We start from the raw sequence: 25,908 nt of genomic DNA on the forward strand, positions 1-25,908 counted from the left end.
GCCCGAATGCTGAGAAGTGCCGTGGCCGATGTCTCCGCGGCCTTCACGCTCCAGCGCCTGCTGCTGGCGGCGAAAGCGGCCCTTGCTGCGGGACTGGCGTTCGCCGTCGCGCCCCTTATGCCAGGTTCTGCTGCAGACTATCCGTACTACGCGCCACTGGGCGCCTTGGTGGCGATGTACCGCAACGTTGCGGGATCGGTCCGGCAGGGACTCCAGACGCTGGTGGGCCTCGCCTTGGGCATTGGCCTCGCCTTTGTGCTCGTCAGTATCAGTGATCCCTCGCCGATCGCCGTCGCGATATTCATGGGGATAGGGGTCCTGCTTGGCGGACTCCCCCGGATCGGTTCCGGCAGTGACTGGATTCCGACGGCGGCGCTGCTGGTCCTGCTGGTGGGCGGAAGTAACCCGGACGACTTTTCTTTTGGCTACCTGCTCCAGATGGGAGCCGGCGTCGCAGTCGGTATCGCCGTCAACTTCCTGGTCTTCCCGCCCCTTCACTTCGAGGCGGCAGCAACAAGCCTGAGCGAACTCCGCCTGGCACTGGGCAGGCAGTTGACCGATATGGGAGCAGCCCTGACGGAAACGTGGCCTCCCGAGCATGAGGACTGGTCCAGCCGCTCGAATGAGCTGTCAGAAGCCGCTCGGACCGTCCGCCACCTCGTCCAGGAAGCCGACGCAAGCCGGCGGGCCAATCCGCGCAGGCGGTTCCATCCGCGGGATGTGGATCTTGACTACCGCAACCTGCGCGAGCTTGAGCGGGTGACCTTCCACATCCAGGATATGACCGAAGTGCTCTCCGACGTCATCTGGGCCGATGACGCACCGTACACGGTTCCGTTCCAGGACAGCGCGCCGCTGGCCGCCGCCCTGAACGCTGCCGGGGAGCTGCTGGCCTCGTTCCATGGGGAGAACGAGGCCGAGCAGCGGCGGCTGTTCGCGGCGGCGAAGTCAGCCGTGGACGCCTGTATGGCCGGGGAACATCGGGACCGTGCCGATGCTGCCGTGACGGCGTCCGAGTCCATCGTCCTGAGCCTCCACCGCATCCTCCGGGCCGTCCGCCCGGCGTCCTAGAGTGGTGCCACAGAGCCACTGAAGTGCTTGCGGCCGGAGCTGGGATTCCATGCGACGTACTCCGACCGCTGCCAGCCTCCCCCCGGCGCCTGGTCAGTAGTGATCTCCAATGCAACCCGGCCCGGCAGGAACACCGGTGCCTCGAACGTCACGGCCCAGGTGAAGGTTTCGCCCTTCACGGGCCCCACGTCCGCGAGTGCCCTGGACGCGAGGTACATCCCGTGGGAGATGGAGCGACGCATCCCCAGTGCTTTGGCCGACAGGACACTCAGGTGGATTGGGTTGAAGTCACCGGACACGGCGGCGTACGCGCGTCCCGTGTCGACCCCCAGGTTCCAGACCGCCGTCGGGTCCGGCGGCGTGAAGTGGGGCTGTCCGGTGTTGGGTGATGGTTTGTCTATGCCCGGAAGGAACACGCCCTTGGCGAGATACGTGGACCGGCCTATCCAGCGGATGTCCGGTGTCCCCGCGCCACGGATCTCGGCGACGACGTCCAGTTGGGTCCCCGCCCGGTGCCCGCGGAGGTTCTCCACCCGGGCCTCAATGTCGAGGAACTCCGTGAACAATACCGGGAAACGTTGCTCAACATAGTTGTTCAGGTGGATCATGCCCAACAGCGGCAACGGAAAATCGTCACGGTTCATGACGCTCATGGCAAGGGGGAAGGCGAGCGCGTGGAGATATCCGGCGGGGAGGGTGTCCCTGGCCGTCAGGCCGATCAGGTGCTGGTAGGCGGTGAGATTGCCAACGTCGGCCCCGACGCTGCGCACTTCGTGCCCGGTGGCCGGCAGGGTTGAGCCATGGTGGGTCCCCAACACCCGGCGTCGCGCCGCCTGTGCGGCGGCATTGACGTAAAGCTTTGAGAGCGAGGGCATTTCGCCCAGGATGACCGGTTGCGCGGCACTCATGCTCCCACCAGGTTCTGTCCGCAGACGCGCAGGATGTCCCCGTTGATACCGCCCGCGGCATCGCTGGCGAGGAAAGCGATGGCCTCGGCCACGTCGGACGGCAGGCCGCCTTGCTGCAGCGCGTTCAGCCGCCGGCCCACTTCCCGGACGGCAAAGGGGATCCGCGCCGTCATGTCAGTTTCAATGAAGCCGGGCGCCACCGCGTTGACTGTCCCGCCCCGGACGGCCATCAGGGGAGCCGTGGCACGGACCATCCCCATAACCCCGCCCTTGGAGGCGGCGTAATTCGTTTGGCCCCGGTTGCCCGCAATTCCGCTGGTGGAAGCGACCGAGACGATCTTGGGTGAATCGCGGAAGTGGTCCGAGGCGAGCAGGGCGTCGTTGATCCTGAGCTGTGCGGCAATGTTGATGTTGAGCACCGAGTTCCAGCGCGCGTGGTCCATGTTGGCCAGGAGCTTGTCCCTGGTGATGCCGGCGTTGTGAATCACGATATCCAGGTGCCCATGCCGCCGTACCGCGTGCTCAAGGATGCGCTGGCCTGCATCCTCGCGGCTGATGTCCAGTTGCAGGGCCGTCCCGTGAACGTCGTTGGCCACTGCGGCCAGGAGGTCCCCTGCCGCCGGGATGTCAACAAGCACCAGCGTGGCCCCGTCCCGGTGGAGGGTCCGGGCAATGGCCGCGCCGATGCCTCGGGCGGCGCCGGTGACCACGGCAACCTTGCCCGCCAGCGGCTTCTCGGCATTATCAGGCAGTGCGCCCTCCGCTGTGCTGACCGTCAGGAACTGGCCGTCAACGAATGCCGACCGGCCAGAGAGGAAGAAGCGCAGCGCCGCCAGGGCACTCGGACCTGTGGTCCCGACAGCTTCGGCCAGGAGGATGCCGTTTGCCGTCGCGCCCGCCCGGAGCTCCTTGGCCAGGGACCGCACGAAGCCGTCCACACCTTGCCGTGCCGCCGCCACGGCTGGACTGCCCGCTTCTGCCGCTGGCCGGGAGATGGTGACGAACCGGGCGCTCGGGCCGAGATCCCGCAGCGAGGACGCCGCGGAGAGCACAGGCTTTTCAAGGTCATCCGGGGTTGTCAGGCCGTCCAGCACCACAATGATGGCTCCGAGCTTTTCGCGGGGTACAGCGTGCCGGCGCACATCAAGGTTCCACGAAAGCAGTGTGGCGGCCAGTTCGTCCGCGCCGGCCGTACTTCCCTGCACCAGGACGGGGCCGCTGACCAGGGCCTGGCCCGGCGTGTAGCGACGCAACACCGCCGGCTGTGGAAGGCCCAGCCGCTTGGCGAGGTCCTTGCCCGGGCCCTGGCTGACCAGGCGGGTGTATGTGTCTGTCATCCGGTGCTCCTACGCTGCTTCGAGAATGGCGACGACGCCCTGGCCGCCGGCAGCGCAAATGGAAATGAGGCCGCGTGCTGGCCTGCCGTCCACTGCGCCCTTGGCCTGTAGCATCTTGGCGAGCGAGGCGACGATGCGCCCGCCGGTGGCAGCGAACGGATGGCCCGCTGCCAGGGACGAGCCGTTGACGTTCAGCCTGGTGCGGTCGACGCTGCCGAAGGCGCCGTCGAGTCCCAGTCGGGTGCGGCCGAATTCCTCGTCTTCCCATGCAGCCAACGTGCTGAGGACAGTCCCGGCGAAAGCTTCATGGATCTCAAAGAAGTCGAAGTCGTCAAGCGTCAGACCGTTGCGGGCCAGGAGCCGTGGCACTGCGAACGCGGGAGCCATCAGCAATCCGTCCTTGCCGTGGACGAAGTCCACAGCAGCGGCTTCACCATCCACCACAGTTGCCAGCATGGGCAGGTCATGTGCTTCGGCCCAGTCCGCCGATGCCAGCAAGACCGTGGCCGCCCCATCGGTCAGCGGGGTGGAGTTTCCCGCGGTCATGGTGGCTTCGGCGCCGAGGTTTTTGCCAAAGACGGGTTTGAGGGTTGCAAGCTTCTCCAGTGTGGTGTCCGGCCTCAGGTTCGAGTCCTTGGCGAGCCCCCGGTACGGGGTCAGGAGGTCGTCGAAGAAGCCTGCATCGTAAGCTGCGGCCAGGTTGCGGTGGCTGTTGAACGCCAACTCATCCTGAGCCTCACGCGAAACGTTCCATTGCGCAGTTGTGAGCGCCTGGTGCTCCCCCATGGACAGGCCGGTCCGTGGTTCACCGGTACTAGGCGCGTCAGGGGCAAGATCCTTGGGCCGCAGCCGGCTGAGAACCTGGAGCCTTTGCGGAAGGGTCTTGGCGCGATTGAGGTCCAGGAGCACCTCGCGCAGGCCTTCACTGACAGCTATGGGGGCATCCGATGCAGAGTCCACACCGCCGGCGATCGCGGAATCGATCTGGCCCAGCTTGATCTTGTTGGCCAGGCCAAGGACCGCTTCCAGGCCGGTGGCGCACGCCTGCTGGAGGTCGTAGGCGGGAGTCTCCGCCGATAACGCTGAACCCAGCACTGCCTCGCGGGTCAGGTTGAAGTCCCGTGAGTGCTTCAGCACGGCTCCCGCGGCCACCTCTCCGATCCGCTCATCCTGGAGGCCGAACCTGGCAATCAGTCCGTCCAGCGCAGCAGTCAGCATGTCCTGGTTGGACGACTTGGTGTAGGCCCCACCGGAACGGGCAAATGGGATCCTGTTGCCGCCGACGATCACGGCCTGGCGCACCGGGCGCAGTGCGTTAGTCACGGCGGATCCGGCGAATTCCTGGGGTCCGGTTGCGGACTGTCCGTTGACGGACATGGGTGTCTCCTCTGATCTGCGACAGTTACCGATACCCAGCGTACCTGATACGCTGGGTATCGTGAACAACATCCCCCCAGAACGCCCGAGGCCGGCCACCGGCGGAAATGCCGACGGCCGCTCCGCCCGCTGGCAGACCCACCGGGAGGAACGCCGCTGGGAGCTCATCAAGTCCGCGCGGCGTGCGGTCCACGCCTTGGGGAGTGACGCGTCCATGGAGGAGATTGCAGCGGCCGCGGGCACGTCCAAGTCAGTTTTTTACCGCTACTTCGGTGATAAGGCCGGCCTGCAGCACGCTGTCGGGGAAGTTGTCCTCAGCCAGATGCAACGTAAGATCCGCGAAGCGGCCCAGAGTGCGCAGACCCCGAGGGAGGGCCTGTTCGCCATGATCTCTGCCTACCTCCAGATGGCGGAGACCAGCCCCAACGTCTACAGCTTCGTCACCCGCTACACTCCGGTGGACGTGGAGACCAGCCAAGGGCCAGCGGCGATTTCAGGGGCATTGGGCCACTTTTTTGATTCCATCGCCGAGATGATCGCGGCTCCGATGCGGACACACCTGGGCAACGGACGGTTAGCAGTGCTCGGCTACTGGCCCACAGCTGCCATCGGACTGGTCCGGAATGCCGGTGAGCAGTGGCTCAGCACTCCCGATTCCGCGGCCAAGCCGGACCAGGAAGCAATGGCCCAACAAATTACAGCCTGGCTCTGCGTGGGAATCGCCCCAGAGCTCTCCGAAACACTTGTCAGAACCAACGAAGGACATTGACATGACCGAAGTAGTGGACCGACCGGGCGGCCAGAACGCCGCTGTCACCAAATCAGGCGCAACCAAACAAAGCGCAACCACTGCAGGCGCAATGTACCCGGCCACCTCGCGGCGGGACACGCTGCCCGCCGTCGACGTGGCTGCCCTCGGCGAGCAGCTCCTCGGCAAGTGGGCTGACTCCCGCAGGCACGCGCGCGCCCTGTCGGCCGATCCGGCCCTGCATAAGACCGAGGGCCTGACGCATACGGAGCACCGCACCCGGACGTTCGGCCAGCTGAAGTACCTCGTGGATCACAACGCCGTACACCGGGCCTTCCCGGCGGCACTCGGTGGCGCCGACGACCATGGCGGCAACGTGGCCGGGTTCGAGGAACTGGTCACCGCAGACCCGTCCCTGCAAATCAAGGCCGGCGTCCAGTGGGGCCTCTTCGGCTCAGCGGTGATGCACCTCGGCACGGAGGAGCACCATGCCAAGTGGTTGCCGAGCATCATGAGCCTGGAGATCCCCGGCTGCTTCGCCATGACCGAGACCGGCCATGGCTCTGACGTTGCAAGCATTTCCACCACCGCGACGTTCGACGTCAAGACCCAGGAGTTTGTCATCCACACGCCGTTCCGGGCAGCGTGGAAGGACTACATCGGCAACGCAGCCACGGACGGCCTGGGCGCCGTGGTTTTCGCGCAGCTCGTGACCAAGGGCGTCAGCCACGGCGTGCATGCGTTCTACGTTGACCTCCGGGATCCCCGGACCAAGGAGTTGCTGCCCGGCATCGGCGGCGAGGACGACGGCGTTAAGGGTGGCCTTAACGGGATCGACAACGGCCGGCTGCACTTCGATCACGTACGCATTCCCCGGACCAATCTCCTCAACCGCTATGGCGATGTTGCCCCCGATGCCACCTACACCTCCTCGATCGCCAGCCCCGGCCGCCGCTTCTTCACCATGCTGGGGACCCTCGTCCAGGGCCGCGTGTCACTGGATGGAGCGGCCGTTGCAGCGTCAAAGATCGCCCTGGCCGCCGCCATCCGCTACGCCACCGAACGACGCCAGTTCAATGCGTCCTCCCACACGGACGAAGAAGTCCTCCTCGACTACCAGCGGCACCAGCTCCGCCTCTTCACGCGGCTGGCCACCACGTACGCTGCGGGCTTCGCCCACGAGCAGCTGCTCCAGAAGTTCGACGACGTCTTCTCGGGCGCCCACGACACCGACGAAGACCGGCAGGACCTTGAGACACTCGCGGCAGCACTGAAGCCGCTCAGCACCTGGCATGCCCTGGATACCCTGCAGGAATGCCGCGAGGCCTGCGGTGGCGCCGGCTTCCTGATCGAAAACCGCTTCGCCTCCCTGCGTGCAGACCTGGATGTCTACGTCACGTTCGAAGGCGATAACACCGTACTGCTCCAGCTCGTGGCCAAGCGGCTCCTGGCCGACTACGCCAAAGAGTTCAGGAACGTCGATTTCGGGGTGCTGGCCCGTTACGTGGTGACCCAGGCAACAGGCGTGGCGATCCACCGCACCGGCCTGCGGCAGGTGGCCCAGTTTGTGGCCGACACAGGCTCCGTCCAAAAGGCAGCTATTGCGCTCCGCGACGAGGAGGGCCAGCGCGCCCTCCTTACCGACCGCGTCCAGACCATGGTGGCGGACGTCGGGGCAGCTTTGAAGGGCGCCAACAGGCTTCCCTTCGAAAAAGGCGCCGCCCTGTTCAACCAGCACCAGAACGAGCTGATCGACGCTGCCCAGGCGCACGCGGAACTCCTGCAGTGGGAGGCGTTCACGGAGGCTCTGGGTGAGGTCACCGACCGCGGTACGAAAGTGGTGTTGACCTGGCTCCGCGACCTCTTCGGCCTGTCGCTGATTGAAAAGAACCTCGCCTGGTACCTCATGAATGGCCGGCTCTCCATGCAGAGGGCGCGTACCGTGGGTGACTACATCGACCGGCTCCTGGTCAAGATCCGGCCCCACGCCCTGGACCTCGTTGACGCCTTCGGGTACGGCGATGAGCATGTGCGGGCCGCGATCGCCACCGGCGCCGAAAAGACGCGGCAGGACGAAGCCCGTGCCTACGTCAGGGCACAGCGGGCCAGAGGCAACGCTCCGGTCGACGAAAAGGTGCTGCTGGCGCACGCGGCTGCCGCCGCACAAACCCGTCACGCCTAGCCGCCGGCCCCGCGGACACCGCAGTTTGTGTCCAGATATCACGGCTTTTCGGGTGCGGAAGTCGCGGTATCTGGACAAAAACTCGGGGAAATAACGACGACGGCGCCGCTCCCCTGATGTGGGGAGCGGCGCCGTCGTGCGTTGCTGAATGTTTAGTCACTGACCGACGTGGCGTCAGGAAAGCACCGAGCGGTAGACCTCAAGGGTGGTCTCCGTAATGGACTCCCAGGAGAAATGCTCCTCCGCACGGCGGCGGCCCGCCTGCCCCATGGCACGCGCCCGCTCAGGATCGGACACAACCTCAGTCAGGGCCGCGGCAAACTCGGTCACGAACTTCTCCGGGTCCAGCGGAGTTCCCGTCCCGTCGGTGACCTGCTCGAGATCAACCAACAGGCCAGTCTCACCGTGCCTGACCACCTCCGGAATACCACCGGTGGCACTGGCCACAACGGCCGCGCCGCAGGCCATGGCTTCGAGGTTCACGATGCCGAGCGGCTCATAGATCGACGGGCACGCGAAAGCGGTTGCGTGGCTCAGGACCTGGACAAGTTCATGGCGCGGAAGCATTCGCTCGATGAGGATGACGCCGGTACGCTGGCGCTGCAGCTCCTCGATGAGGCGGGCCGTTTCGGCGGCGAGTTCAGGAGTGTCCGCGGCGCCCAGGCACAGGACAACCTGGACATCGGCTGGCAGCTTGGCGGCCGCGCGAAGCAGGTACGGAACGCCCTTCTGGCGCGTGTTCCGGCCCACGAAGACCACGCTTGGTTTCTGGGGGTCGATGCCGAGCGCCCGCACTGCATCTTCGCCTTCATCGCGCTGCCACAGTTGAACATCGATGCCGTTGTGGACCACCCTGACCTTGGCAGGGTCAACATCGGGGTAGCTGCGCAAAATGTCCTGGCGCATACCTTCCGAGACTGCGATGATGGCCGCGGCTGCTTCATAGGAAGTCTTTTCCACCCAGGAGGAGAGCGCGTAGCCGCCGCCGAGCTGCTCGGCTTTCCAGGGCCGCAGGGGTTCCAGGCTGTGCGCGCTGAGAACGTGCGGGATGCCGTGCAGCAGTGACGCCAGATGCCCCGCCATGTTCGCGTACCAGGTATGGGAGTGAACAAGATCGGCCCCCTCGATGTCAGGCACGATCCGCAGATCAACCCCCAGGGTCTGGACGGCCGCGTTGGCCGAACCCAGGTCCTCGGGCACGGCATAGGAAGTCACCCCGGCACCGTGGTAGCCAGCGTCGCGGGGCGCCCCAAAAGCACGGACCTGCAGGTCAACATGCTTACTCAGCACCCTGCTCAACTCGGCTACGTGGACTCCGGCGCCACCATAAATCTCCGGCGGGAATTCTTTAGTCACAATATCTATTCGCACGTTACCCAAGGTAGTCGTTCCGCAGCATCTGTTCTAGTGTGAAGGAGTCCGGGCAAGCCGGACTGTTTGGGGAGTTACGAAGGCGTACAGGAGCGACCAATATGCCGTTAAACAAAAAAGTCCTGGCCATTGTCCTTGCAGGCGGCGAGGGGAACCGGCTCATGCCATTGACGGCAGACCGGGCCAAACCAGCCGTGCCTTTCGCGGGCGGCTACCGCCTGATCGATTTTGCGTTGTCCAACCTGGTGAATTCACGGTATTTGCAGATCGTGGTGCTCACGCAATACAAATCCCACAGCCTCGACCGCCACATATCCGAAACGTGGCGGATGTCCAACCATCTGGGTAACTATGTAGCGTCCGTCCCCGCCCAGCAGCGTGTCGGCAAGAGCTGGTTCCTGGGCAGCGCAAACGCCATTTACCAGTCCCTGAACCTGATCCACGACGCCAACCCCGACATTGTCGTCGTTGTTGGCGCGGACCATGTCTACCGCATGGACTTCGCCCAGATGGTGGAGCAGCACGTGCTCAGTGGAGCGAAAGCCACCGTAGCTGCAGTGCGCCAGCCCCTGAACATGGCCGACCAGTTCGGTGTGATCGAAGTGGACAAGGCGGATCCGCAGAAGATTTCCGCGTTTGTGGAGAAGCCCGCCTCCACCCCCGGCCTTGCTGCAGACCCCACCCAGTTCCTGGCCTCCATGGGCAACTACGTCTTCAACGCCGACGCCCTGGTGGAGGCACTGCACGTTGACGCGGAACGGCTGGACACCAAACACGACATGGGCGGGGACATCATCCCGTACTTCGTCAGCCAGGGCGAGGCCGGCGTCTACGACTTCACCCTTAACGACATCCCCGGCTCCACCGACCGCGACCGCACGTACTGGCGTGACGTCGGCACCATCGATTCGTTCTACGACGCACACATGGACCTCATCTCGCCCGTGCCGATCTTCAATCTGTACAACTCTGAGTGGCCCATCTACACGCGGCAGAGTGTCTCGCCGCCCGCCAAGTTCGTCCGCGGCGAGGGCGGCACCGTCGGCTCGGCGCTGGATTCGATCGTTGCGAGCGGAACTGTGATCTCAGGGGGCATCGTTGAAGGCTCCGTGCTGTCCAACGACGTCTTTGTCGACAGGTCCAGCCGCGTGCTCGACTCCGTGCTGATGGACAAGGTGAACATAGGTGCGGGAGCCGTTGTCAAGCGGGCCATCATTGACAAGAACGTGAAGGTCCCGGCCGGCGCGGCGATCGGGCTCGATCACGACCTTGACCGGGCCCGCGGCTTCAAGGTTACGGACTCAGGCATCACGGTCCTGTCCAAGGGGCAGGTCGTTCCCGAACCGGACGAGGCTGAGCGGGCCCTGTCGGCTAACAACCTGGTCATGGTGCCGGAAGCCGTGCGGGCCGCCACGGAATCGTGGCCCGAGTTGAGGGAGTCGATGGACAGGGTCGTTGAAGTCCACGCCGCCGCCGTCGGCGTCACAGTACCGGACTCACAGTCCAGCAAAGCGTAGTGTCCGGCGGGAGCCCGGTGCCGTCGGCCCGGGCCCCCCGCAGGCTGTAAAATTGGGTCAATGAGCTCTCCAGATCCATTAGCCGGACTGACCCCTGAGGAAATCCAGGCCTGCCTCAAGGTCCTGAACACCATCCACGTCTACGACGAGGAACACCCGGACTATGTTTCGGTGCGCCGGGCCACGGGAAAAATGTTCAAAGCCGTGAAGCGCCACCGCCGCGTCACGAAGCGTGATTTAATCTCAGAAGCTGACCGGGCCGTCATTGCCCAGACTGCCACCGCGGCGCCGGACCGCATTGACGACGAAACGCGCGGCAACAAGCTGGCGACGTCTGCCACCGGCGAGATTGCCGGACACCTCATCCGGTCGCGGCCCTGCTACATCTGCAAGCGCCACTACACACAGGTGGATTCCTTTTACCACCAGCTCTGCCCCGAGTGCGCCACGTTCAGCCACAGCAAGCGGGACGCGCGAACGGACCTCACGGGCCGGCGGGCGCTGCTTACCGGCGGCAGGGCAAAGATCGGCATGTACATCGCCCTCCGCTTGCTCCGGGACGGCGCCCACACCACCATCACCACGCGGTTTCCCAAGGACGCTGCGCGCCGTTTTGCGGCCATGGAAGACAGCGGCGAGTGGCTGCACCGGCTCCGGATTGTGGGCATCGACCTGCGTGACCCCTCGCAGGTGATGGCCCTGACGGATTCCCTCAATGCGGCGGGCCCGCTGGACATCATCATCAACAACGCCGCCCAGACCGTGCGCCGGTCCGGGAACGCCTACAAGCCGTTGGTGGATGCGGAGGACGAAGCGCTGCCGGCCGAACTTGAACCCGCCAACGGTGGGCCCGAGCTGCTGACCTTCGGCCATGCCCACGACAAACATCCCCTCGCCCTGACCAGCACCGTGACAGAACACCCCGTGCTGGCAGGAGACGCGATTACCTCCCTGGCGCTCTCCACAGGTTCCGCCTCGTTGGAGCGCATCGCCTCTGGCACTGCGATCGACGCCGGCGGGCTTGTTCCGGATCTTGCCACCATCAACAGCTGGACCCAGGTAGTGGATGAGGTGGAGCCCCTGGAGATGCTGGAGGTCCAGCTTTGCAACGTGACGGCTCCCTTCCTCCTGGTCAGCCGGCTCCGGGATGCCATGAAGCGTTCCACGGCCCGCAGGAAGTACATCGTCAACGTCTCCGCCATGGAAGGCCAGTTCTCCCGGGCCTACAAGGGACCCGGGCACCCTCACACCAACATGGCCAAGGCCGCCCTAAACATGATGACCCGGACCAGCGCGCAGGAAATGCTGGACGCCGACGGCATTTTGATGACGGCCGTGGACACCGGCTGGATCACCGATGAGCGCCCGCACTTCACCAAGGTCCGCCTGATGGAAGAGGGCTTCCACGCTCCGCTGGACCTGGTGGACGGTGCCGCGAGGGTCTACGACCCGATCGTGACGGGCGAGAACGGCGAAGACCAGTTTGGGGTATTCCTGAAGGATTACAAGCCCAGCCCCTGGTAGGCAGAAGGGCACTGTCCTGACAGGGCACCCACAGCGTAGGCTCGGCGTCATGAGCAGCGAATCAGTTACCGAAGTACACAATCTGGAGCACCACGTGTGCTGGGACCTTCTCCGGACAGTCTCCGTAGGCAGGCTGGCTATCCTCGTGGACGGGCATCCGGACATCTTCCCCATCAACTACACCGTGGACGGCGGAACAATCGTCTTCCGCACCGGCCAAGGGACCAAGCTGGCCGGCGCCTCGGGAGGTTCCCCTGTGGCAGTGGAAGCCGACGGCGTAGATGCCGTCAGCGGCCTTGCCTGGAGCGTGGTGCTCAAGGGGCCCGCGACAGCTATCAAGGGCACCGAGGCCGTCCTGGACACCGCCGCCCTGTACCTGTTCCCATGGCAGGCCGGAAAGAAGGACACCTTCATCCGCGTCAGCCCTGACACCCTGACTGGACGCCGGTTCAAGGTCACCGCTCCGATGACGTGGTGGACCCAGCTCAGTGGGGCCGCCAAGGCCTCCCCCGAGTAACCCTGGCGGCCGCTCAGCCTAGGCCAGGCGGCTGATTTCCACGCTCACGCTTAAGGCCGAACCTCCGCCGCCGGACAGGATGCCCTTCAGCGGCGGCACGTCGCGGTAGTCACGGCCCCTGGCCACTGTGACGTGGAAGTCGCCGGCGGGTTTGTGGTTAGTGGGATCCCAGCTTCGCCAGTCCCCATCCCAGAACTCCAGCCACGCGTGTGACTGGCCTGCGACGGTCTCGCCGATGTCCGCCGTCGACCGCGGGTGCAGGTACCCCGAAACGTACCGGGCGGGGATCCCGCAACTGCGCAGCGCACCGATGGCCAGGTGGGCAAGGTCCTGGCAGACGCCTTGCCGCTGGCCCCAGGCTTCTTCGGCGTTGGTGGTAACCGCTGTGGAGCCGGACATGTACGTCATTTCGCCGCGCATCCACTCAAAGATGGCCATGGCAGCCGCATGCGGGTTCTTGCCCGCGACCACGCCGGGAATGATTCCCAGCACTTCCGCGCCCGGGCCGCTGAGCTGCGACTGCGGCAGCCAGTCGCTGAAAGTATTCAGCGTCTCCTCCGAGGACAGCACGTCCCAGCCCACGATGTCGGCATCGGAGGGGATTTTTTCGGCCCGGTGCACTTCAACCGTGATGTTCGAGACAACTTCGAGGTGCTCATGCGGCATCTGCATATCGAAAGCAGTCACGCGGGTGCCCCAGTAATCCCGGTAGTTGCTCACGGCCGCCTGCGACGGCGAGACCTTCAGGATCGATTCGAGGACCACCTGCTGGGGATCCGTCAGAGGCGTCATACGGGCCTCGTTGTAAGAGAGCGTGACGCGGCCGTTGTATTTGTAGGTGGTCGTGTGCACGATGCTTAGCCGGGTCATGAAACTTCTCCCACCCAGGCCAGTTCGTCTGCCTGATTGAAGTATTTACGGGAAATGGCGTCGGAAGCCTGGGCGACGGCCTTCTGCACGCGTTCCATATGTTCGGGCAGCTCTGACATGAGATCGTCCGTCCGATGGAACTCCAGGAAGGTGCGGGCCTGGCCCACGATGCGGCGGGCATCGTTGATGAATCCGACGCGCTGCGCGGACGGGTCCAGCTTGGCGAGGCACTCGTCGGCGTCCCTCAGGGCGTAGACGATGGACCGTGGAAACAGCCGGTCCAGCAAGAGGAACTCGGCGGCGTGCTGGTCCCCGAAGGCCGCTCGGCGGGTCCGTAGGAACGACTCATAGGCGCCGGCACAGCGCAGCATGTTGACCCAGGACATGCCTGCGGACAGGACATCCCGGGTGGAAAGCATCCGCGCCGTCATGTCCGCGCGCTCCAGGGAACGGCCCAGCACCAGGAACAGCCAGCTCTCGTCGTGGCTTACGGTGGTGTCGGCCAGGCCGCTGACCATGGCCGTCCGCTCCAGGGTCCAGTTGCAGAACCGGTAAGTCCCCACTACGTCCTTCCGGTGCTGGCTCAGCCCGTAGTACGTGGTGTTGAGGCTTTCCCACAAGCCCGAGGACACGGTCTCGCGGGCACGGCGGGCGTTTTCGCGTGCAGCGCCCAGCGATCCGGCGATGGACGTGGCGCTGGTCTTGTCGTAGGCCAGGGCGTGCAGGAGTTCGGGCAAGCCAAAATCCTCGCTCTGCGGCCGGGCGCCCATCACGGCGAGCAGTTCCTGGGCAACGCGGCGGCGTTCGTCCATGGGGAGGTGGTTGAGGCGCTCCAGGTGCACGTCCAGGATGCGTGCCGTACCGTCGGCCCGCTCAACATAGCGTCCGATCCAAAAAAGGGACTCAGCAATACGGCTAAGCATTCGCGGTGACCTCCTGCACGTCTGAAATCAGTGGGGATGAACCCATGGGTGATTGCGCCGGTTCCAAAGCCCGGCTCACTGCTGCTGCTCCGGCTGGCGGTCGCGCCAGTTGCTTTCCACTGGCCAGACCGATACCCGCTCGCGGAGGGAAATCGTCGGCCGCGGAACCGTCTCCACGGGCACCTGGGGCGAACCAGCCAGCACCCAGGTGTCCTTTGAGCCGCCGCCCTGGCTGGAATTCACAATCAGGGAGCCTTCCTTGAGTGCAACCCTGGTGAGCCCGCCGGGCAGCACCCAGACGTCGTCGCCGTCGTTCACTGCGAAGGGGCGAAGGTCCACGTGCCGGGGGCCGAACTTGTCCCCGCCCAGGGTGGGGACGGTGGAAAGCTGCAGGACCGGCTGGGCAATCCAGCCGCGTGGATCGGCGATGACCCGCTGGCGCAGGGCTTCCAGTTCGTCCTTGGAGGCATCCGGCCCGATCACCAGGCCTTTGCCGCCGGAACCGTCCACGGGCTTCACCACCAGTTCAGCGATGTTGTCCAGGACGTACTCCCTGGCTTCCTTTTCCTCGAGGCGGAAAGTGTCCACGTTCGCGATGACGGGCTCCTCGCTGAGGTAGTAGCGGATGAGGTCCGGAACGTAGCTGTAGACAAGCTTGTCATCGGCCACGCCGTTGCCCACGGCGTTGGCGATGGTCACCCCGCCGGCGCGTGCAGCATTGACCAGGCCGGGGCAGCCGAGCATGGAGTCTGAGCGGAACTGCAGCGGGTCCAGGAATTCGTCGTCGATGCGTTTGTAGATCACGTCCACGCGCTGCTCCCCGGCCGTGGTGCGCATGTAGACGCGGTTGCCGCGGCAGATGAGGTCACGGCCCTCCACGAGTTCTACGCCCATCAGCCCCGCCAGGAGGGTGTGTTCAAAGTAGGCGCTGTTGAAGACGCCGGGCGTCAGGACAACTACCGTGGGATCGTCGACGCCGGCGGGCGCTGTTTTGCGCAGCGCCGACAGCAGCCGTCGCGGGTACTCTTCCACCGGCCGGATAAGCTGCTGGCCGAACGCTTCAGGCAGGCCTTTGGCCATGGCACGACGGTTCTCCAGCACGTAGCTGACCCCGGACGGCACCCGAACATTGTCCTCCAGGACGCGGAACGTCCCCGCCGCGTCGCGGACCACGTCGATCCCGGAAATGTGGACCCGGACCCCACCGGCGGGGTCAAAGCCCTGCACCTGGCGGTGGAAGTGTGCGCTGGTGGTGACGAGCTGGCGCGGGATCACGCCATCGGCCACCACGTTCATTTTGTCGTAGACGTCGTTGAGGAAGGCTTCAAGGGCGCGGACGCGCTGCGCCACACCCTTTTCCAGCACGGTCCACTCATCCGCGGGAATAACCCGCGGCACGATATCGAGGGGGAAGGGCCGCTCCTCCCCCGCAAAGTCAAAGGTCACTCCGCGGTCCAGGAACGTCCGCGCCATCGAGTCCGCCCGTGCACTGACATCGGCGAGGGACAGCTTGCGGAGCGCGTCCGCCACCTCCGCATACGAGTCGCGGGCTTCCTGGCCTGGGGCGAACATCTCGTCGTAAGCGCCGGTTCGCCCGGCGGCCACGGAGTAATCCTGGAATAGGTCTGACATGTCCTTTAGCCAACCATCTTTTTGTTTCGAAATCATTACCGCCATCCATTGTGGCGTGTTGCGGCACATGCGCCGGTTCGTGGAATTCGCGCGCCATCCGGCAAGGTAGGTGAGTGGCAGAGAAGACTAATCCCGGGAACTCCGGAACCGGATGGAATGGTGGCCGCGGCCTTAGACCCCGCCGCCGCTGGCTGCCGGGTGATGTGGACAGGCTCCTTCCCGGCCTCCTGACGGCTGCGATCGCCCTGGGCGGTGCCTTCGCCGTGCATGCCGCAGTGCCAGCCCTTCCGGCGATGACAGTTGCCGTGGCCCTGGGTTTGCTCGCCGCGAACCTGCCCGGGACGGCAGTCTGGATCGCGGGGCGGGCAAGGCCGGGCCTGGACTTCGCGGGCAAGCACCTGATGCGGGGCGGAATCATCCTGCTGGGCCTCAAAGTGAGCATCATGGACATCCTGGGCCTGGGCTGGCTGGCCATGGTCCTGATCACCGCTGTGGTCCTGCTGAGCTTCGGCGGCACCTACCTGCTGGTCCGGCTGTTCCGGTTGCCTCGCGAGACCGCATTGCTGGTGGCCACCGGCTTTTCCATCTGCGGCGCGTCAGCGATCGGCGCCATGGCTGCAGTACGCCGCATCCGGCATGCAGACACCGTCCTTCCAGTCGCGCTGGTGACACTCTGCGGCACGCTGGCGATCGGACTGCTGCCGCTACTGATGCATCCCCTGCAGCTGAGCCCGGTGACATTCGGAGCCTGGACCGGGGCCTCAGTCCACGATGTCGGCCAGGTGGTGGCCACAGCGCAGACCGCAGGCACGGCGGCACTGGGGATCGCCGTCATCGTCAAACTCACGCGCGTGCTGCTGCTGGCACCGGTGGTGGCAGTGGCAGGCGTGCACCACCGCGCCAGCGTGTCCCCGCAGAAGCAGCAGCAGTCGCTGCCTCCCGTGATCCCCTTGTTCGTGATCGGGTTCGTGGCCATGGTGGCGCTCCGGTCCACGGGCTGGCTGGCCACGGGTTGGCTCGAGGCAGGCGCCGGGCTCCAGGACGTGTTGCTGGGCGCGGCGCTGTTCGGGCTCGGTTCGGCCGTGCGGATCCGTACCCTCCTGCACACCGGAGCCCGGGCGCTGCTGGCCGCGCTCGCGGCGTGGCTCCTGATCGCCCTGCTGGGCTTGGGAGCGGCTTTGGTAATCACTGCCTGACCGCCAGCCCTCGCCCCGGGGCGTCAGCCGCTATCCGCAAGAGGCTCCCGTGATTAGATAGCTGAGTGTCACATGAGAATCTGCAGCGCAGCGAGGCCGCCCAACGTTCAGCGCTGATCACCACGCACAGCTACGACGTTTCCCTGGACGTGAGGCAGGCCGCGGATCCGGCCGTCGCGGGGTACCCCAGCCGCAGCGTCATCAATTTCTCCGCAGCGGAGCCCGGCCAGGGCCTGACAGCGTCCACCTTCCTGGATTTCATCTCCGGCGAGGTCCACAGCGTGCTCCTCAACGGCGAGGAGTTGCCGGTGGTGGACGTTCTGGACGGGTCCCGCATCCGGCTCGACAACCTGCAGGCCGAGAACCAGGTCACCGTTACCGGCACCGCCCTGTACAGCCGGTCGGGCGAAGGCATGCACCGCTTCGTCGATCCCGCCGACGGGCAGTGCTACCTCTATACGCAGTACGAGCCGGCCGATGCGCGGCGCGTGTTCGCCAATTTCGAGCAGCCGGACCTTAAAGCCGTATTCACGTTCCATGTGATGGCACCGGCGGGCTGGGAAGTCGCCTCCAACGGGGCCGAGGCCGCCCGCACCCAACTGGCCGGCGATCCGGACACCAGCCGCTGGGACTTCGCCCCTACCAAACCGATGTCCACCTACATCACCACCGTCCTCGCCGGCCCCTACGTCAAAGCCCAGGACCACTGGAGCGCAACGCTCGACGACGGTACGCAGCTGGAGCTGCCGCTGGCACTGTATTGCCGGGCTTCCATGGCGGATTCCTTCGATCCCGCGGTCCTTTTTGGCCTCACCAAGAGCGGCCTGGATTTCTTCAACAGGCTCTTTGGCTTCCCTTACCCCTGGGGCAAGTACGACCAGGCCTTTGTGCCGGAATACAACCTGGGCGCAATGGAAAACCCGGGACTTGTCACCTTCACCGAAAGCTACGTCTTCACGTCGCGGGCCACCGACGCCCAATACCAGGCGCGCGCGAACACCCTGATGCATGAGATGGCGCACATGTGGTTCGGGGACCTGGTCACCATGCAGTGGTGGGACGACCTGTGGCTCAAGGAATCCTTTGCCGACTACATGGGTACCCTGGGCGTTGACCGGGCCACGGCATGGGAGACAGCCTGGGTGAGCTTCGCGAACAAACGCAAGGCCTGGGCCTATGTCCAGGACCAGCTGCCCACCACCCACCCGATCGTTGCGGACATTCCCGACCTCGAGGCCGCCAAGCAGAACTTCGACGGCATCACCTATGCCAAGGGCGCCTCCGCGCTCAAGCAGCTGGTGACCTACGTGGGGTTTGACGCGTTCATCGACGGTGCCAGGCAGTATTTCCGCGACCACGCGTACGGAAACACCACTCTGGCAGATCTGCTGGCCGCCCTGGGCGCGTCTTCCGGCCGGGACCTGACCGGCTGGGCAACGCAGTGGCTGCAGACCTCCGGCATCTCCACGCTGTCCTGGGAAATAACGGCCGACGACGGCGTCCTGGGCTCGGTGACAATCGTCCAGGATGCGCTGGACCCGGTTACCAGACGGGAGGAGCTGCGGCCGCACCGGCTCCGGGTGGGCCTGTACAACACGGACGACGCCGGCGCCCTGGTCCGGACCGGCAGCATCGAAACTGACGTAGTGGGCCGCAGAACCGAGGTGCCTGGGCTCGCCGGCCAGCCCCGGCCTGAGCTGCTGCTGCTCAACGACGAGGATCTGACCTATGCGAAGGTCCGGCTCGACCCGGCATCGGAAGCCACGGTGCGGGCATCTTTGGACCGGCTTACCGACCCCATGGCACGTGCCCTGTGCTGGACGGCGTTGTGGAACTCTGCCCGTGACGGGGAAAGCCCGGCCACCCGCTACGTTGACGCGGTGACCGCTTTCGGTCCGTCCGAGACCGGGATCGGCGTGCTGCTGAACATCCTCCAGAACGCGTCCACCGCCGTCGAACGCTACACCGCGCCAACCAGACGCGGGGCGGCACGCAGCGCCTTCCTGGCCGCGGCCGACGCCCAGCTTGGCAAAGCCGATCCAGGCTCCGACCACCAGCTGGCATGGGCGCGGACGGTGGCGGCCGTCAGCCAGCATGACGCCGCCCTCATGACGCGGCTCAGGCGACTCCTGGACGGCCCTGTGGCGGTCAACGGCCTGGAGGTGGACGCGGAGCTGCGCTGGAACATCTGGCACGCTCTGGCGGCCAATGGACAGGCCACCGTGGCCGAGCTGGGCGCCGAGTTGGCGCGGGACACCACCGCCTCTGGCCAGGCTGGCCACGCAACGGCGCTCGCAGCCCGTCCGGATCCCGACGTCAAAGCGGCCACCTGGCAGGATGCCGTTCACGGAACGAAGCTGTCCAACCAACTCCTCAGCGCCACCATCGCCGGGTTCACCACCGCTCCCGCCGCACTGCTGGACCCTTATGTGGAACCGTATTTCGAGTGCCTGCGCGACGTGTGGGCCAACCGCAGCATCGAGATCGCCAGCCGGATCGTGCGGGGTCTTTACCCGCCGGCGCCGGACCTGCCGGAAGATGGCACCCTGCCGGCGGAACAAGCGGTGGTACGCCGCACCGACGCCTGGCTGGATGCAAACGCCGATGCTCCCGGCGGCCTGCGCAGGATCATCGTGGAGCAGCGCAGCCATCTGCTGCGGGCGCTCACCGCACAACTGAAGTAGTTCGCCGGAAGCCGCCCCGTCAGGGGACGCGGTGCAGCCATTCCTCAGTGCCGAACTTGGCAGCCACCCGGTCGCGGGCGGCGGCCAGTTCGGCGCCGGTCAGTTCCGACGGAGTGGCCGCGTAGCGTTCCGTGAATACTTCCGTCATGGCAGCAATAATCTCCGTGCGGGCGAGCCCCGTCTGGCGCCGGAGCGGATCCACGCGCTTCTTGGCACTGCGTGTGCCCTTGTCCGAGAGCTTTTCCTTGCCGATGCGCAGGACTTCGACCATCTTGTCAGCGTCCATGTCGTAGCTCATGGTGACGTGGTGCAGCATGCCGCCGTTGGCCAGGCGCTTCTGCGCGGCCCCGCCGATCTTGCCCTGGTCCGTGGCGATGTCGTTCAAGGGCACATAAAAGGCTGTGATGCCGAGCTTCTCCAGCGCGGCCATCACCCAGGCATCCAGGAAGGCATAGGAGTCCGCGAAGCTGATTCCGTCCACAAGAGTCTGCGGCACATAAAGCGAGTAGGTGATGCAGTTGCCGGCCTCCATAAACATCGCTCCCCCGCCGCTGATCCGGCGGACCACGCTGATGCCGTGCCGGGCCACGCCGTCAGGGTGCAGTTCGTTGCGGACCGACTGGAAGCTGCCGATGACCACCGACGGTTCCTCCCAGTCCCAGAACCGCAGCGTGGGGTTGCGGCGGCCAGCGCCCACCTCTTCGGTGAGGACCTCATCCAGGGCAACATTGAGGTGGGTGGGCAGCACCCTGGGCGCGATGATGCTCCAGTGATGGTCCGACCAGGACGTCGCCTGCGCCAGGGCACGGCGGACGGTGACCGCAACTGCGTCGGCGGTAAAGCCGAACAGGACGGCCCCGGGCGGCAGGGAGTCGCTGACCGCCGCGGACAGCTCGGCCGCCGTCGTCGTCTCCGCCAGTCCGTTGAGGGCCCGGTTGATCTCAGGAAGCGCCTCGTCCGGCTCCAGGAAGAAGTCGCCGCTCACGGACACCTCCGCCAGGAAGCCGTCCACGACGGCGAGGTCCACCACCACCAGTTTGCCGCCGGGTACCTTGTACTCGCCGTGGCGGCGGCCGGAGCGGTCTTCAGCTGGTTCTGGTGTGAGCGTCATGCACACTATCCTGCCCCACACCGCACGTGGTTACGCAACGCCAGGAACGCGAAAAGCCCGCACCGTTGCCGGTGCGGGCTTTCCAAAGAAGCTTGGGCTGAAGTGAATTACTTCTTGCCGCCGAAGCCCTTGAAGCGAGCGTTGAAGCGCTCGACGCGGCCTGCAGAGTCCATGATGCGCTGCTTGCCCGTGTAGAACGGGTGGGACTCGGAGGAGATTTCGACGTCGATAACCGGGTAGGTGTTTCCGTCTTCCCACTCGATGGTCTTCTTGGAAGACACGGTGGACTTGGTCAGGAACTTGACGCCGGAAGCCAGGTCGTTGAAAACAACAGCTTCGTACTTCGGGTGTGTATCAGACTTCATAATGGGACCTTTGTTCGCACAACTGGATTTTGCCAGCTGCCAGGTATGAATGGGATGGCGGCCGCTGCAGAAACCGCAGGACAGCCAGCTGTTAATAATAGCGGATCAACGTGAACCCTGCGAACCGCGCGGCCGCAGCTCCCAGAAAGCCACAGCCGAGGCGGCAGCGACGTTGAGAGAGTCCACACCGGCGCGCATGGGGATCTTGACCGCTAGGTCGACGGCGGTGAGCGTTTCTGCGCTCATGCCGGCGCCTTCGGTGCCGAGCACCAAGGCTAGGCGGTCTGGATTGCGGGCGGCGACGAGGTCGACGTCGACCGCGTCCTGCGTCAGTTCCAACGCGGCCACGGTGAAGCCGTGCTCCTTGAGGATCGCAAGGTCCTGAGGCCAGGACTCCAGCCTCGCCCACGGAACCTGGAAGACGGTGCCCATGCTCACCCGGACGCTGCGCCGGTACAACGGATCACCGCAGCGGGGTGAAATCAGGACGGCATCGATGTCCAGGGCCGCGGCGGAGCGAAAAATAGCGCCAACGTTGGTGTGGTCCACGATGTCCTCGAGGACGGCGACCCGGCGTGCGTCCGCCAGGAGTTCGCGAAGGGGTACGGGCTCTGGCCGCTGCATTGCGGCCATTGCCCCGCGGTGCAGGTGGAAGCCGGTGATTTCTTCGAGAAGCGCGGCGCTGCCAATGAACGCAGGCACGTCCGGGTGGGCGCTCAGGACGTCCTGCAGGTCAGCCAGCCATTTCTTCGCCAGGAAAAAGGACCTCGGCCGGTGGCCCGCGGCCAGCGCACGGCGCAGGACCCGGGAGGATTCGGCGATGTACATGCCTTCAGCCGGTTCGCGGAGCTTGCGCAGATGCACGTCTGTCAGCTGCGTGTAGTCGGAAACGCGGGGATCCCCGGCCGATTCAAGATAGTGGATTGTCACCGGAAGATTATTTCAGCAGATTGGCGATCATAAAGCCCAGCGCCACCAGGCCAAGAGAGAAGATCACTCCGCGAAGGACCGGCGGGGACAGCCTGCGGCCAATCTTCGAACCGATGACGCCGCCAATGAGGGAGCTGAGAGCGATGATGGCCACCACCGCCCAGTTGATGCGGCCGAAGGCGAACAACAGATATGACGCAGCCGCCACGATGTTCACACCCAGGACCAGGATGTTCTTCATGGCATTGGCGTTCTGGATGGTCCCCGTCATGAAGACGCCCAGGATGCCCACCAGCAGGATGCCCTGGGCTGCCACGAAGTAGCCGCCGTACACGCCGGCCAGGTACACCAGCACGATCAACAACAGGCCGTGCCCCTTGTCCTTGAGGGCGTGCTCGGGGTTTTCCTCCCGGGCCCGCACCCACTGTTGGAGCCGGGGCTGGAAGACCACCATCAGCAGCGCCAGCACAATCAGGACCGGAGCGGCGTAGTAGAAGACTTTTTCCGGCAGGTTCAGCAGCAGCCAGGCGCCGCTGATGCCGCCGAGCAGCGAGGCAGGCAGAAGCCTGAGGAGCTGTTGGCCCCGGCCCTTGAGTTCCTTCCGGTATCCCCACGCACCGGCGGCGTTGCCTGCCACCAGCCCCATGGCATTACTGATGGAAGCTGTTACCGGGGCGATGCCGAGGGCGATGAGGACGGGAAACGTGACCAGGGTGCCGGAGCCTACGACGGCATTGATGGTGCCGGCCCACAGGCCGGCAAAAAACACAAGGATGCTGCTGAGAAGCTCCACCGCGACGGGACCGCGTTAGCGGCGTGCGGCGGCGGTGTACCTGCCCGCGCTGGAAGTCACATCGAGCGCAAGGCCGAACGTCTCGCTGAGGTTCCCCGCGGTCAGCACCTCGGCGAGGGGGCCGGCCGCAACCACATTGGCCTCCCGAAGCAGCATGGCATGGGTGAAGCCCGGCGGAACTTCTTCAAGGTGGTGGGTGACCAGGACAATGGCCGGCGCCGTCTCGTCGCGGGCAAGCTCGCTGAGGCGGTGCACCAGGTCTTCGCGTCCGCCCAGATCCAGGCCGGCGCCCGGCTCGTCCAGCAGGAGGAGTTCGGGATCCGTCATCAGGGCACGGGCAATCTGGACGCGTTTACGCTCCCCCTCGGACAGGGACGCGAACTTACGGTTTAGCAGTGGCCCCATGCCCCAGTCATTGAGCAGCCTGAAGGCGCGGCGCTCGTCGGCCCGCTCATAGCCCTCACGCCAACGGCCCGTCACACCATAAGCGGCCGTGACCACAACGTTCAGGACGGTCTCAGCCTCGGGGATGTGGTTGGCCAGGGCCGCGGAGGACAGCCCGATACGGGGACGGAGTTCAAACACATCCACCGCGCCGAGCAGTTCGTCCAGGATGCTGGCTCTGCCGCTGGAGGGGTGCAGCCGGGCAGCGGCGATCTGCAGGAGCGTGGTCTTGCCGGCGCCGTTGGGGCCAAGAATGACCCAACGCTCACCTTCCCTGACCTGCCAGTCCACCTTGTTCAGGAGCTTCTTTGCCCCACGGACAACGCTGACGGCGGCCAATTCAAGAACTTCACTCATAGGAGTAGACACTAGGACAAAACGGGGGCCGACTGATAACTGATACCCCCACCGCGGCGGACGCCCGGACCGCCGCACTGCCACTGATTCCATGTCACGCCACGAATTCGGGCGCCCGCTCCGCGCTGGCTATTATTGCAGCCATGACTCCGAACGTGACTGCGGTCAGCTACGGCCCGAAACTGACTGACTCCGAGCTCGGGCGCCTGCGCACCCTTTTGGCTGGCAACGGCGCCACAGTCGGGTCGGAAGCGCGGGGCGGAGACAGCAGGTTCGAGGTCCACACTATGGGGCTGGCCCTGGCCGACGGCACAACCGCCGGTATCGCCGCCCTCCGCCGGGCGGTAGCAGACGCGGCCCAGGACGGGCTGGACACCGCTATCGTTCCAGCGGGGCTGCGCGAGGCTCAGCGGAAGTTCCTGATCATGGACGTGGACTCAACGCTGATCCAGCAGGAAGTTATCGAGCTCCTGGCGGCATACGCCGGCAAACGAGAGGAAGTTGCTGCGGTCACCGAAGCCGCCATGCGGGGGGAACTGGATTTCGCGCAGAGCCTCCACGCGCGGGTGGCGGTACTCGCAGGCCTGCCGGCCGCCGTCGTCGAATCCGTCCGGGCCGAAGTGATGCTCAGCGAGGGTGCTGCCGAACTGGTGGCAGCGTTCAAGGCTGCAGGCCACGTGGTGGCGGTGGTCTCCGGCGGATTCAACCAGATCCTGCGTCCGATCGCCGAGGACCTGGGCCTGGACTACTGGATCGCCAACGAGCTTGAAATCGTCGACGGCGCCCTCACCGGCAAGGTGCTCGGTGCTGTGATCGACCGGGCCGCGAAGGAAAAGTACCTGCGCGCTTGGGCTGCCGCCGAGGGAATTGCGATGGAACACACCATCGCGGTGGGCGACGGCGCCAACGATCTCGATATGCTCGGTGCCGCCGGGATCGGGGTGGCGTTCAACGCCAAACCGGCGGTGCGGGCCGTGGCGGATTCCGCCATCAACATGCCCTACCTCGACGCAGTGAGGCACATCGCCGGCGTCTGATTCCTTTAAAGCGAGACGGGCCCAAGCCCGACGCCTTCCCTGACCGGGCTTGCGGGGTAAGGGTGCGGGCGCCCGGGCAGTTCGCGGCAGTGTTCGCCAAGGAACACTGCCGCGACATGCCATCTGGCGGGGGCCTGAGTTAGTTGGCGCCCTTGCCGAAGTAGTCGGCGCCGCCGGCGTACTCCGTGTGGCCGGATTCGACGTCCGCGGTGGCCATGCCTGCCACCACCGCAGCGAACTCCTCCACGGAGTAGAGCTTGCCGGCCTCGGCGCGGCGGGCTTCGATGGCTCCGGGGCTGGAGCGGTCCAGCAGGGTGGCGGTTACGGTGCCCTCGATCATGTCACCCGAAACGACCACCAGCGAGATGCCCTTTTCCGCCAGGTTGGGCAGGAGTTCACGCAGCGCGTCCTCGCCGGCACGCTTGCTGCGGGCGACGGGCTCGTAGTCCGGCATGGTGGGCACAGTGTTGATGAAGTGGGCCTGGTGGCTGGTCACGAAGACCACGCGCGAGCCTTCCTTCATCAGCGGCACGGCAGCGTTGAGCATGTTGACCTGGGCGTCGCGGTTGAGCTTCAGCGCGTAGTCGTCCTCCATGCCGGATTCCATGCCGCCGGACGCGTTAAGCACCAGCACGTCCAGTGAACCGAAGTTCTCCATTGCCGCACTGGCCAGCGCCTGCACGCCTTCCAGGGTGGTCAGGTCAGCCCCGACCGCCGTGGCGCGGCCGCCGGCAGCCTCAATTCCCGCGACCACTTTGTTGGCGCGCGGCGCCTTCTGGCGGTAGTTGACCACCACGGCGGCGCCCTCGCCGGCCAGGATCTTGGCCACTTCGGCACCGATCCCCCGCGAGGATCCGGTCACGATGGCAGTCTTGTTGTCCAGCAGTCCCACACGGGCTCCTTTGTTTGATATGTCTAAATCGCTTGGGGTCTGCAGTCCATCATGCCAGCGCGGGCCCCGCGTCCGCTTGTGCGACCCCCACAAATAAGAGGAGTCCGGCTAGTTTGGCGCAG

General features: G+C 65.4%; 22 protein-coding genes. 9 read left to right on the forward strand and 13 right to left on the reverse strand.

Annotated elements, in window-relative coordinates; genetic code table 11:
• Positions 1-6 precede the first annotated feature (6 nt).
• Positions 7-1,071 (forward strand): FUSC family protein, encoded by a 1,065-nt coding sequence (locus ABIB27_RS11185; RefSeq protein WP_354216327.1) that lies wholly within the window; start codon positions 7-9, stop codon positions 1,069-1,071.
• Here the strand turns inward: ABIB27_RS11185 and ABIB27_RS11190 are convergent.
• From ABIB27_RS11190 to ABIB27_RS11200, 3 genes are read right to left on the reverse strand one after another with little or no spacing between them, the layout of a single operon-like run.
• The gene (locus tag ABIB27_RS11190; RefSeq protein ID WP_354216328.1) at positions 1,068-1,979 is read right to left on the reverse strand and encodes a MaoC family dehydratase; all 912 of its coding nucleotides are present in this window, start codon (positions 1,977-1,979) and stop codon (positions 1,068-1,070) included. The genes ABIB27_RS11185 and ABIB27_RS11190 overlap by 4 nt on opposite strands.
• On the reverse strand, positions 1,976-3,316 hold the full coding sequence (locus ABIB27_RS11195) for a 3-oxoacyl-ACP reductase (protein ID WP_354216329.1): 1,341 nt from the start codon (positions 3,314-3,316) through the stop codon (positions 1,976-1,978). Before ABIB27_RS11195 ends, ABIB27_RS11190 begins: the two co-directional genes overlap by 4 nt.
• Positions 3,317-3,325: 9 nt before the next feature.
• Positions 3,326-4,693, reverse strand: coding sequence for an acetyl-CoA C-acetyltransferase (locus tag ABIB27_RS11200; RefSeq protein ID WP_354216330.1), 1,368 nt, complete (start codon positions 4,691-4,693; stop codon positions 3,326-3,328).
• 61 nt (positions 4,694-4,754) lie between these two features.
• On the opposite strand from ABIB27_RS11200, the gene ABIB27_RS11205 reads away from it, so the two are divergent.
• Positions 4,755-5,462 carry a TetR/AcrR family transcriptional regulator gene (locus tag ABIB27_RS11205; RefSeq protein ID WP_502909180.1) on the forward strand — a complete coding sequence of 236 codons (708 nt, stop codon included), beginning with the start codon at positions 4,755-4,757 and terminating at the stop codon, positions 5,460-5,462.
• Between the two features lies 1 nt (position 5,463).
• A complete protein-coding gene (locus ABIB27_RS11210) occupies positions 5,464-7,623 on the forward strand; it encodes an acyl-CoA dehydrogenase family protein (RefSeq protein WP_502909181.1) in 2,160 nt (719 codons plus the stop codon).
• A 174-nt stretch (positions 7,624-7,797) separates the two neighbouring features.
• On the opposite strand, the gene glgA is transcribed toward ABIB27_RS11210, so the two are convergent.
• On the reverse strand, positions 7,798-8,994 hold the full coding sequence (glgA, locus tag ABIB27_RS11215) for a glycogen synthase (RefSeq protein ID WP_354216332.1): 1,197 nt from the start codon (positions 8,992-8,994) through the stop codon (positions 7,798-7,800).
• A 101-nt stretch (positions 8,995-9,095) separates the two neighbouring features.
• Here glgA and glgC point away from each other — a divergent pair, with 101 nt between their 5' ends.
• The 3 genes from glgC to ABIB27_RS11230 are packed head-to-tail and all read left to right on the forward strand — an operon-like array spanning position 9,096 to position 12,552.
• Positions 9,096-10,511 (forward strand): glucose-1-phosphate adenylyltransferase, encoded by a 1,416-nt coding sequence (glgC, locus tag ABIB27_RS11220; protein ID WP_354216333.1) that lies wholly within the window; start codon positions 9,096-9,098, stop codon positions 10,509-10,511.
• A gap of 60 nt (positions 10,512-10,571) precedes the next feature.
• Positions 10,572-12,035, forward strand: coding sequence for an SDR family NAD(P)-dependent oxidoreductase (locus tag ABIB27_RS11225; protein WP_354216334.1), 1,464 nt, complete (start codon positions 10,572-10,574; stop codon positions 12,033-12,035).
• Positions 12,036-12,084: 49 nt separating this feature from the next.
• Complete coding sequence (locus ABIB27_RS11230) at positions 12,085-12,552, forward strand: pyridoxamine 5'-phosphate oxidase family protein (RefSeq protein ID WP_354216335.1); 468 nt, start codon at positions 12,085-12,087, stop codon at positions 12,550-12,552.
• Between the two features lie 18 nt (positions 12,553-12,570).
• Here ABIB27_RS11230 and ABIB27_RS11235 read toward each other — a convergent pair whose 3' ends face one another.
• The 3 genes from ABIB27_RS11235 to ABIB27_RS11245 form a co-directional block, all read right to left on the reverse strand.
• On the reverse strand, positions 12,571-13,422 hold the full coding sequence (locus ABIB27_RS11235) for a transglutaminase family protein (protein WP_354216336.1): 852 nt from the start codon (positions 13,420-13,422) through the stop codon (positions 12,571-12,573).
• Entirely contained in the window at positions 13,419-14,345 is a 927-nt protein-coding gene (locus ABIB27_RS11240; protein ID WP_111909491.1) for an alpha-E domain-containing protein, read from the reverse strand. The genes ABIB27_RS11235 and ABIB27_RS11240 overlap by 4 nt, the downstream gene beginning before the upstream one ends.
• Positions 14,346-14,420: 75 nt before the next feature.
• The gene (locus ABIB27_RS11245) at positions 14,421-15,977 is read right to left on the reverse strand and encodes a circularly permuted type 2 ATP-grasp protein (RefSeq protein WP_354216337.1); all 1,557 of its coding nucleotides are present in this window, start codon (positions 15,975-15,977) and stop codon (positions 14,421-14,423) included.
• 191 nt (positions 15,978-16,168) lie between these two features.
• Here ABIB27_RS11245 and ABIB27_RS11250 point away from each other — a divergent pair, with 191 nt between their 5' ends.
• Positions 16,169-17,173 carry a YeiH family protein gene (locus ABIB27_RS11250; protein ID WP_502909183.1) on the forward strand — a complete coding sequence of 335 codons (1,005 nt, stop codon included), beginning with the start codon at positions 16,169-16,171 and terminating at the stop codon, positions 17,171-17,173.
• Positions 17,174-17,238: 65 nt separating this feature from the next.
• Entirely contained in the window at positions 17,239-19,857 is a 2,619-nt protein-coding gene (gene pepN, locus ABIB27_RS11255) for an aminopeptidase N (RefSeq protein ID WP_354216339.1), read from the forward strand.
• Positions 19,858-19,876: 19 nt separating this feature from the next.
• Here the strand turns inward: pepN and lplAB are convergent, their stop codons facing one another.
• The 5 genes from lplAB to ABIB27_RS11280 all read right to left on the reverse strand — a co-directional run bounded on the left by lplAB (position 19,877) and on the right by ABIB27_RS11280 (position 23,857).
• A complete protein-coding gene (lplAB, locus tag ABIB27_RS11260; RefSeq protein WP_354216340.1) occupies positions 19,877-20,968 on the reverse strand; it encodes a lipoate-protein ligase LplAB in 1,092 nt (363 codons plus the stop codon).
• A 107-nt stretch (positions 20,969-21,075) separates the two neighbouring features.
• Complete coding sequence (locus ABIB27_RS11265) at positions 21,076-21,333, reverse strand: type B 50S ribosomal protein L31 (RefSeq protein ID WP_024365679.1); 258 nt, start codon at positions 21,331-21,333, stop codon at positions 21,076-21,078.
• A gap of 105 nt (positions 21,334-21,438) precedes the next feature.
• On the reverse strand, positions 21,439-22,263 hold the full coding sequence (locus tag ABIB27_RS11270) for a TrmH family RNA methyltransferase (RefSeq protein WP_354216341.1): 825 nt from the start codon (positions 22,261-22,263) through the stop codon (positions 21,439-21,441).
• A gap of 7 nt (positions 22,264-22,270) precedes the next feature.
• Entirely contained in the window at positions 22,271-23,056 is a 786-nt protein-coding gene (locus tag ABIB27_RS11275) for a sulfite exporter TauE/SafE family protein (protein ID WP_354216342.1), read from the reverse strand.
• Positions 23,057-23,071: 15 nt separating this feature from the next.
• Entirely contained in the window at positions 23,072-23,857 is a 786-nt protein-coding gene (locus ABIB27_RS11280; RefSeq protein ID WP_354216343.1) for an ABC transporter ATP-binding protein, read from the reverse strand.
• A gap of 143 nt (positions 23,858-24,000) precedes the next feature.
• Here ABIB27_RS11280 and serB point away from each other — a divergent pair, with 143 nt between their 5' ends.
• Positions 24,001-24,894, forward strand: coding sequence for a phosphoserine phosphatase SerB (gene serB / locus ABIB27_RS11285; RefSeq protein ID WP_354216344.1), 894 nt, complete (start codon positions 24,001-24,003; stop codon positions 24,892-24,894).
• A 139-nt stretch (positions 24,895-25,033) separates the two neighbouring features.
• On the opposite strand, the gene ABIB27_RS11290 is transcribed toward serB, so the two are convergent.
• A complete protein-coding gene (locus ABIB27_RS11290) occupies positions 25,034-25,786 on the reverse strand; it encodes an SDR family oxidoreductase (protein ID WP_354216345.1) in 753 nt (250 codons plus the stop codon).
• Positions 25,787-25,908: the final 122 nt, after the last annotated feature.

The sequence above is a fragment of the Arthrobacter sp. UYEF21 genome, from assembly GCF_040546085.1.
Taxonomy (GTDB): domain Bacteria; phylum Actinomycetota; class Actinomycetes; order Actinomycetales; family Micrococcaceae; genus Arthrobacter.

Coding starts and splice junctions, on each gene's coding strand:
- ABIB27_RS11185 (WP_354216327.1), top strand. CDS start 7: ATGCTGAGAAGTGCCGTGGCCGATGTCTCCGCGGCCTTCACGCTCCAG.
- ABIB27_RS11190 (WP_354216328.1), bottom strand. CDS start 1,979: ATGAGTGCCGCGCAACCGGTCATCCTGGGCGAAATGCCCTCGCTCTCA.
- ABIB27_RS11195 (WP_354216329.1), bottom strand. CDS start 3,316: ATGACAGACACATACACCCGCCTGGTCAGCCAGGGCCCGGGCAAGGAC.
- ABIB27_RS11200 (WP_354216330.1), bottom strand. CDS start 4,693: ATGTCCGTCAACGGACAGTCCGCAACCGGACCCCAGGAATTCGCCGGA.
- ABIB27_RS11210 (WP_502909181.1), top strand. CDS start 5,464: ATGACCGAAGTAGTGGACCGACCGGGCGGCCAGAACGCCGCTGTCACC.
- glgC (WP_354216333.1), top strand. CDS start 9,096: ATGCCGTTAAACAAAAAAGTCCTGGCCATTGTCCTTGCAGGCGGCGAG.
- ABIB27_RS11225 (WP_354216334.1), top strand. CDS start 10,572: ATGAGCTCTCCAGATCCATTAGCCGGACTGACCCCTGAGGAAATCCAG.
- ABIB27_RS11230 (WP_354216335.1), top strand. CDS start 12,085: ATGAGCAGCGAATCAGTTACCGAAGTACACAATCTGGAGCACCACGTG.
- ABIB27_RS11235 (WP_354216336.1), bottom strand. CDS start 13,422: ATGACCCGGCTAAGCATCGTGCACACGACCACCTACAAATACAACGGC.
- ABIB27_RS11240 (WP_111909491.1), bottom strand. CDS start 14,345: ATGCTTAGCCGTATTGCTGAGTCCCTTTTTTGGATCGGACGCTATGTT.
- ABIB27_RS11245 (WP_354216337.1), bottom strand. CDS start 15,977: ATGTCAGACCTATTCCAGGATTACTCCGTGGCCGCCGGGCGAACCGGC.
- lplAB (WP_354216340.1), bottom strand. CDS start 20,968: ATGACGCTCACACCAGAACCAGCTGAAGACCGCTCCGGCCGCCGCCAC.
- ABIB27_RS11265 (WP_024365679.1), bottom strand. CDS start 21,333: ATGAAGTCTGATACACACCCGAAGTACGAAGCTGTTGTTTTCAACGAC.
- ABIB27_RS11280 (WP_354216343.1), bottom strand. CDS start 23,857: ATGAGTGAAGTTCTTGAATTGGCCGCCGTCAGCGTTGTCCGTGGGGCA.
- serB (WP_354216344.1), top strand. CDS start 24,001: ATGACTCCGAACGTGACTGCGGTCAGCTACGGCCCGAAACTGACTGAC.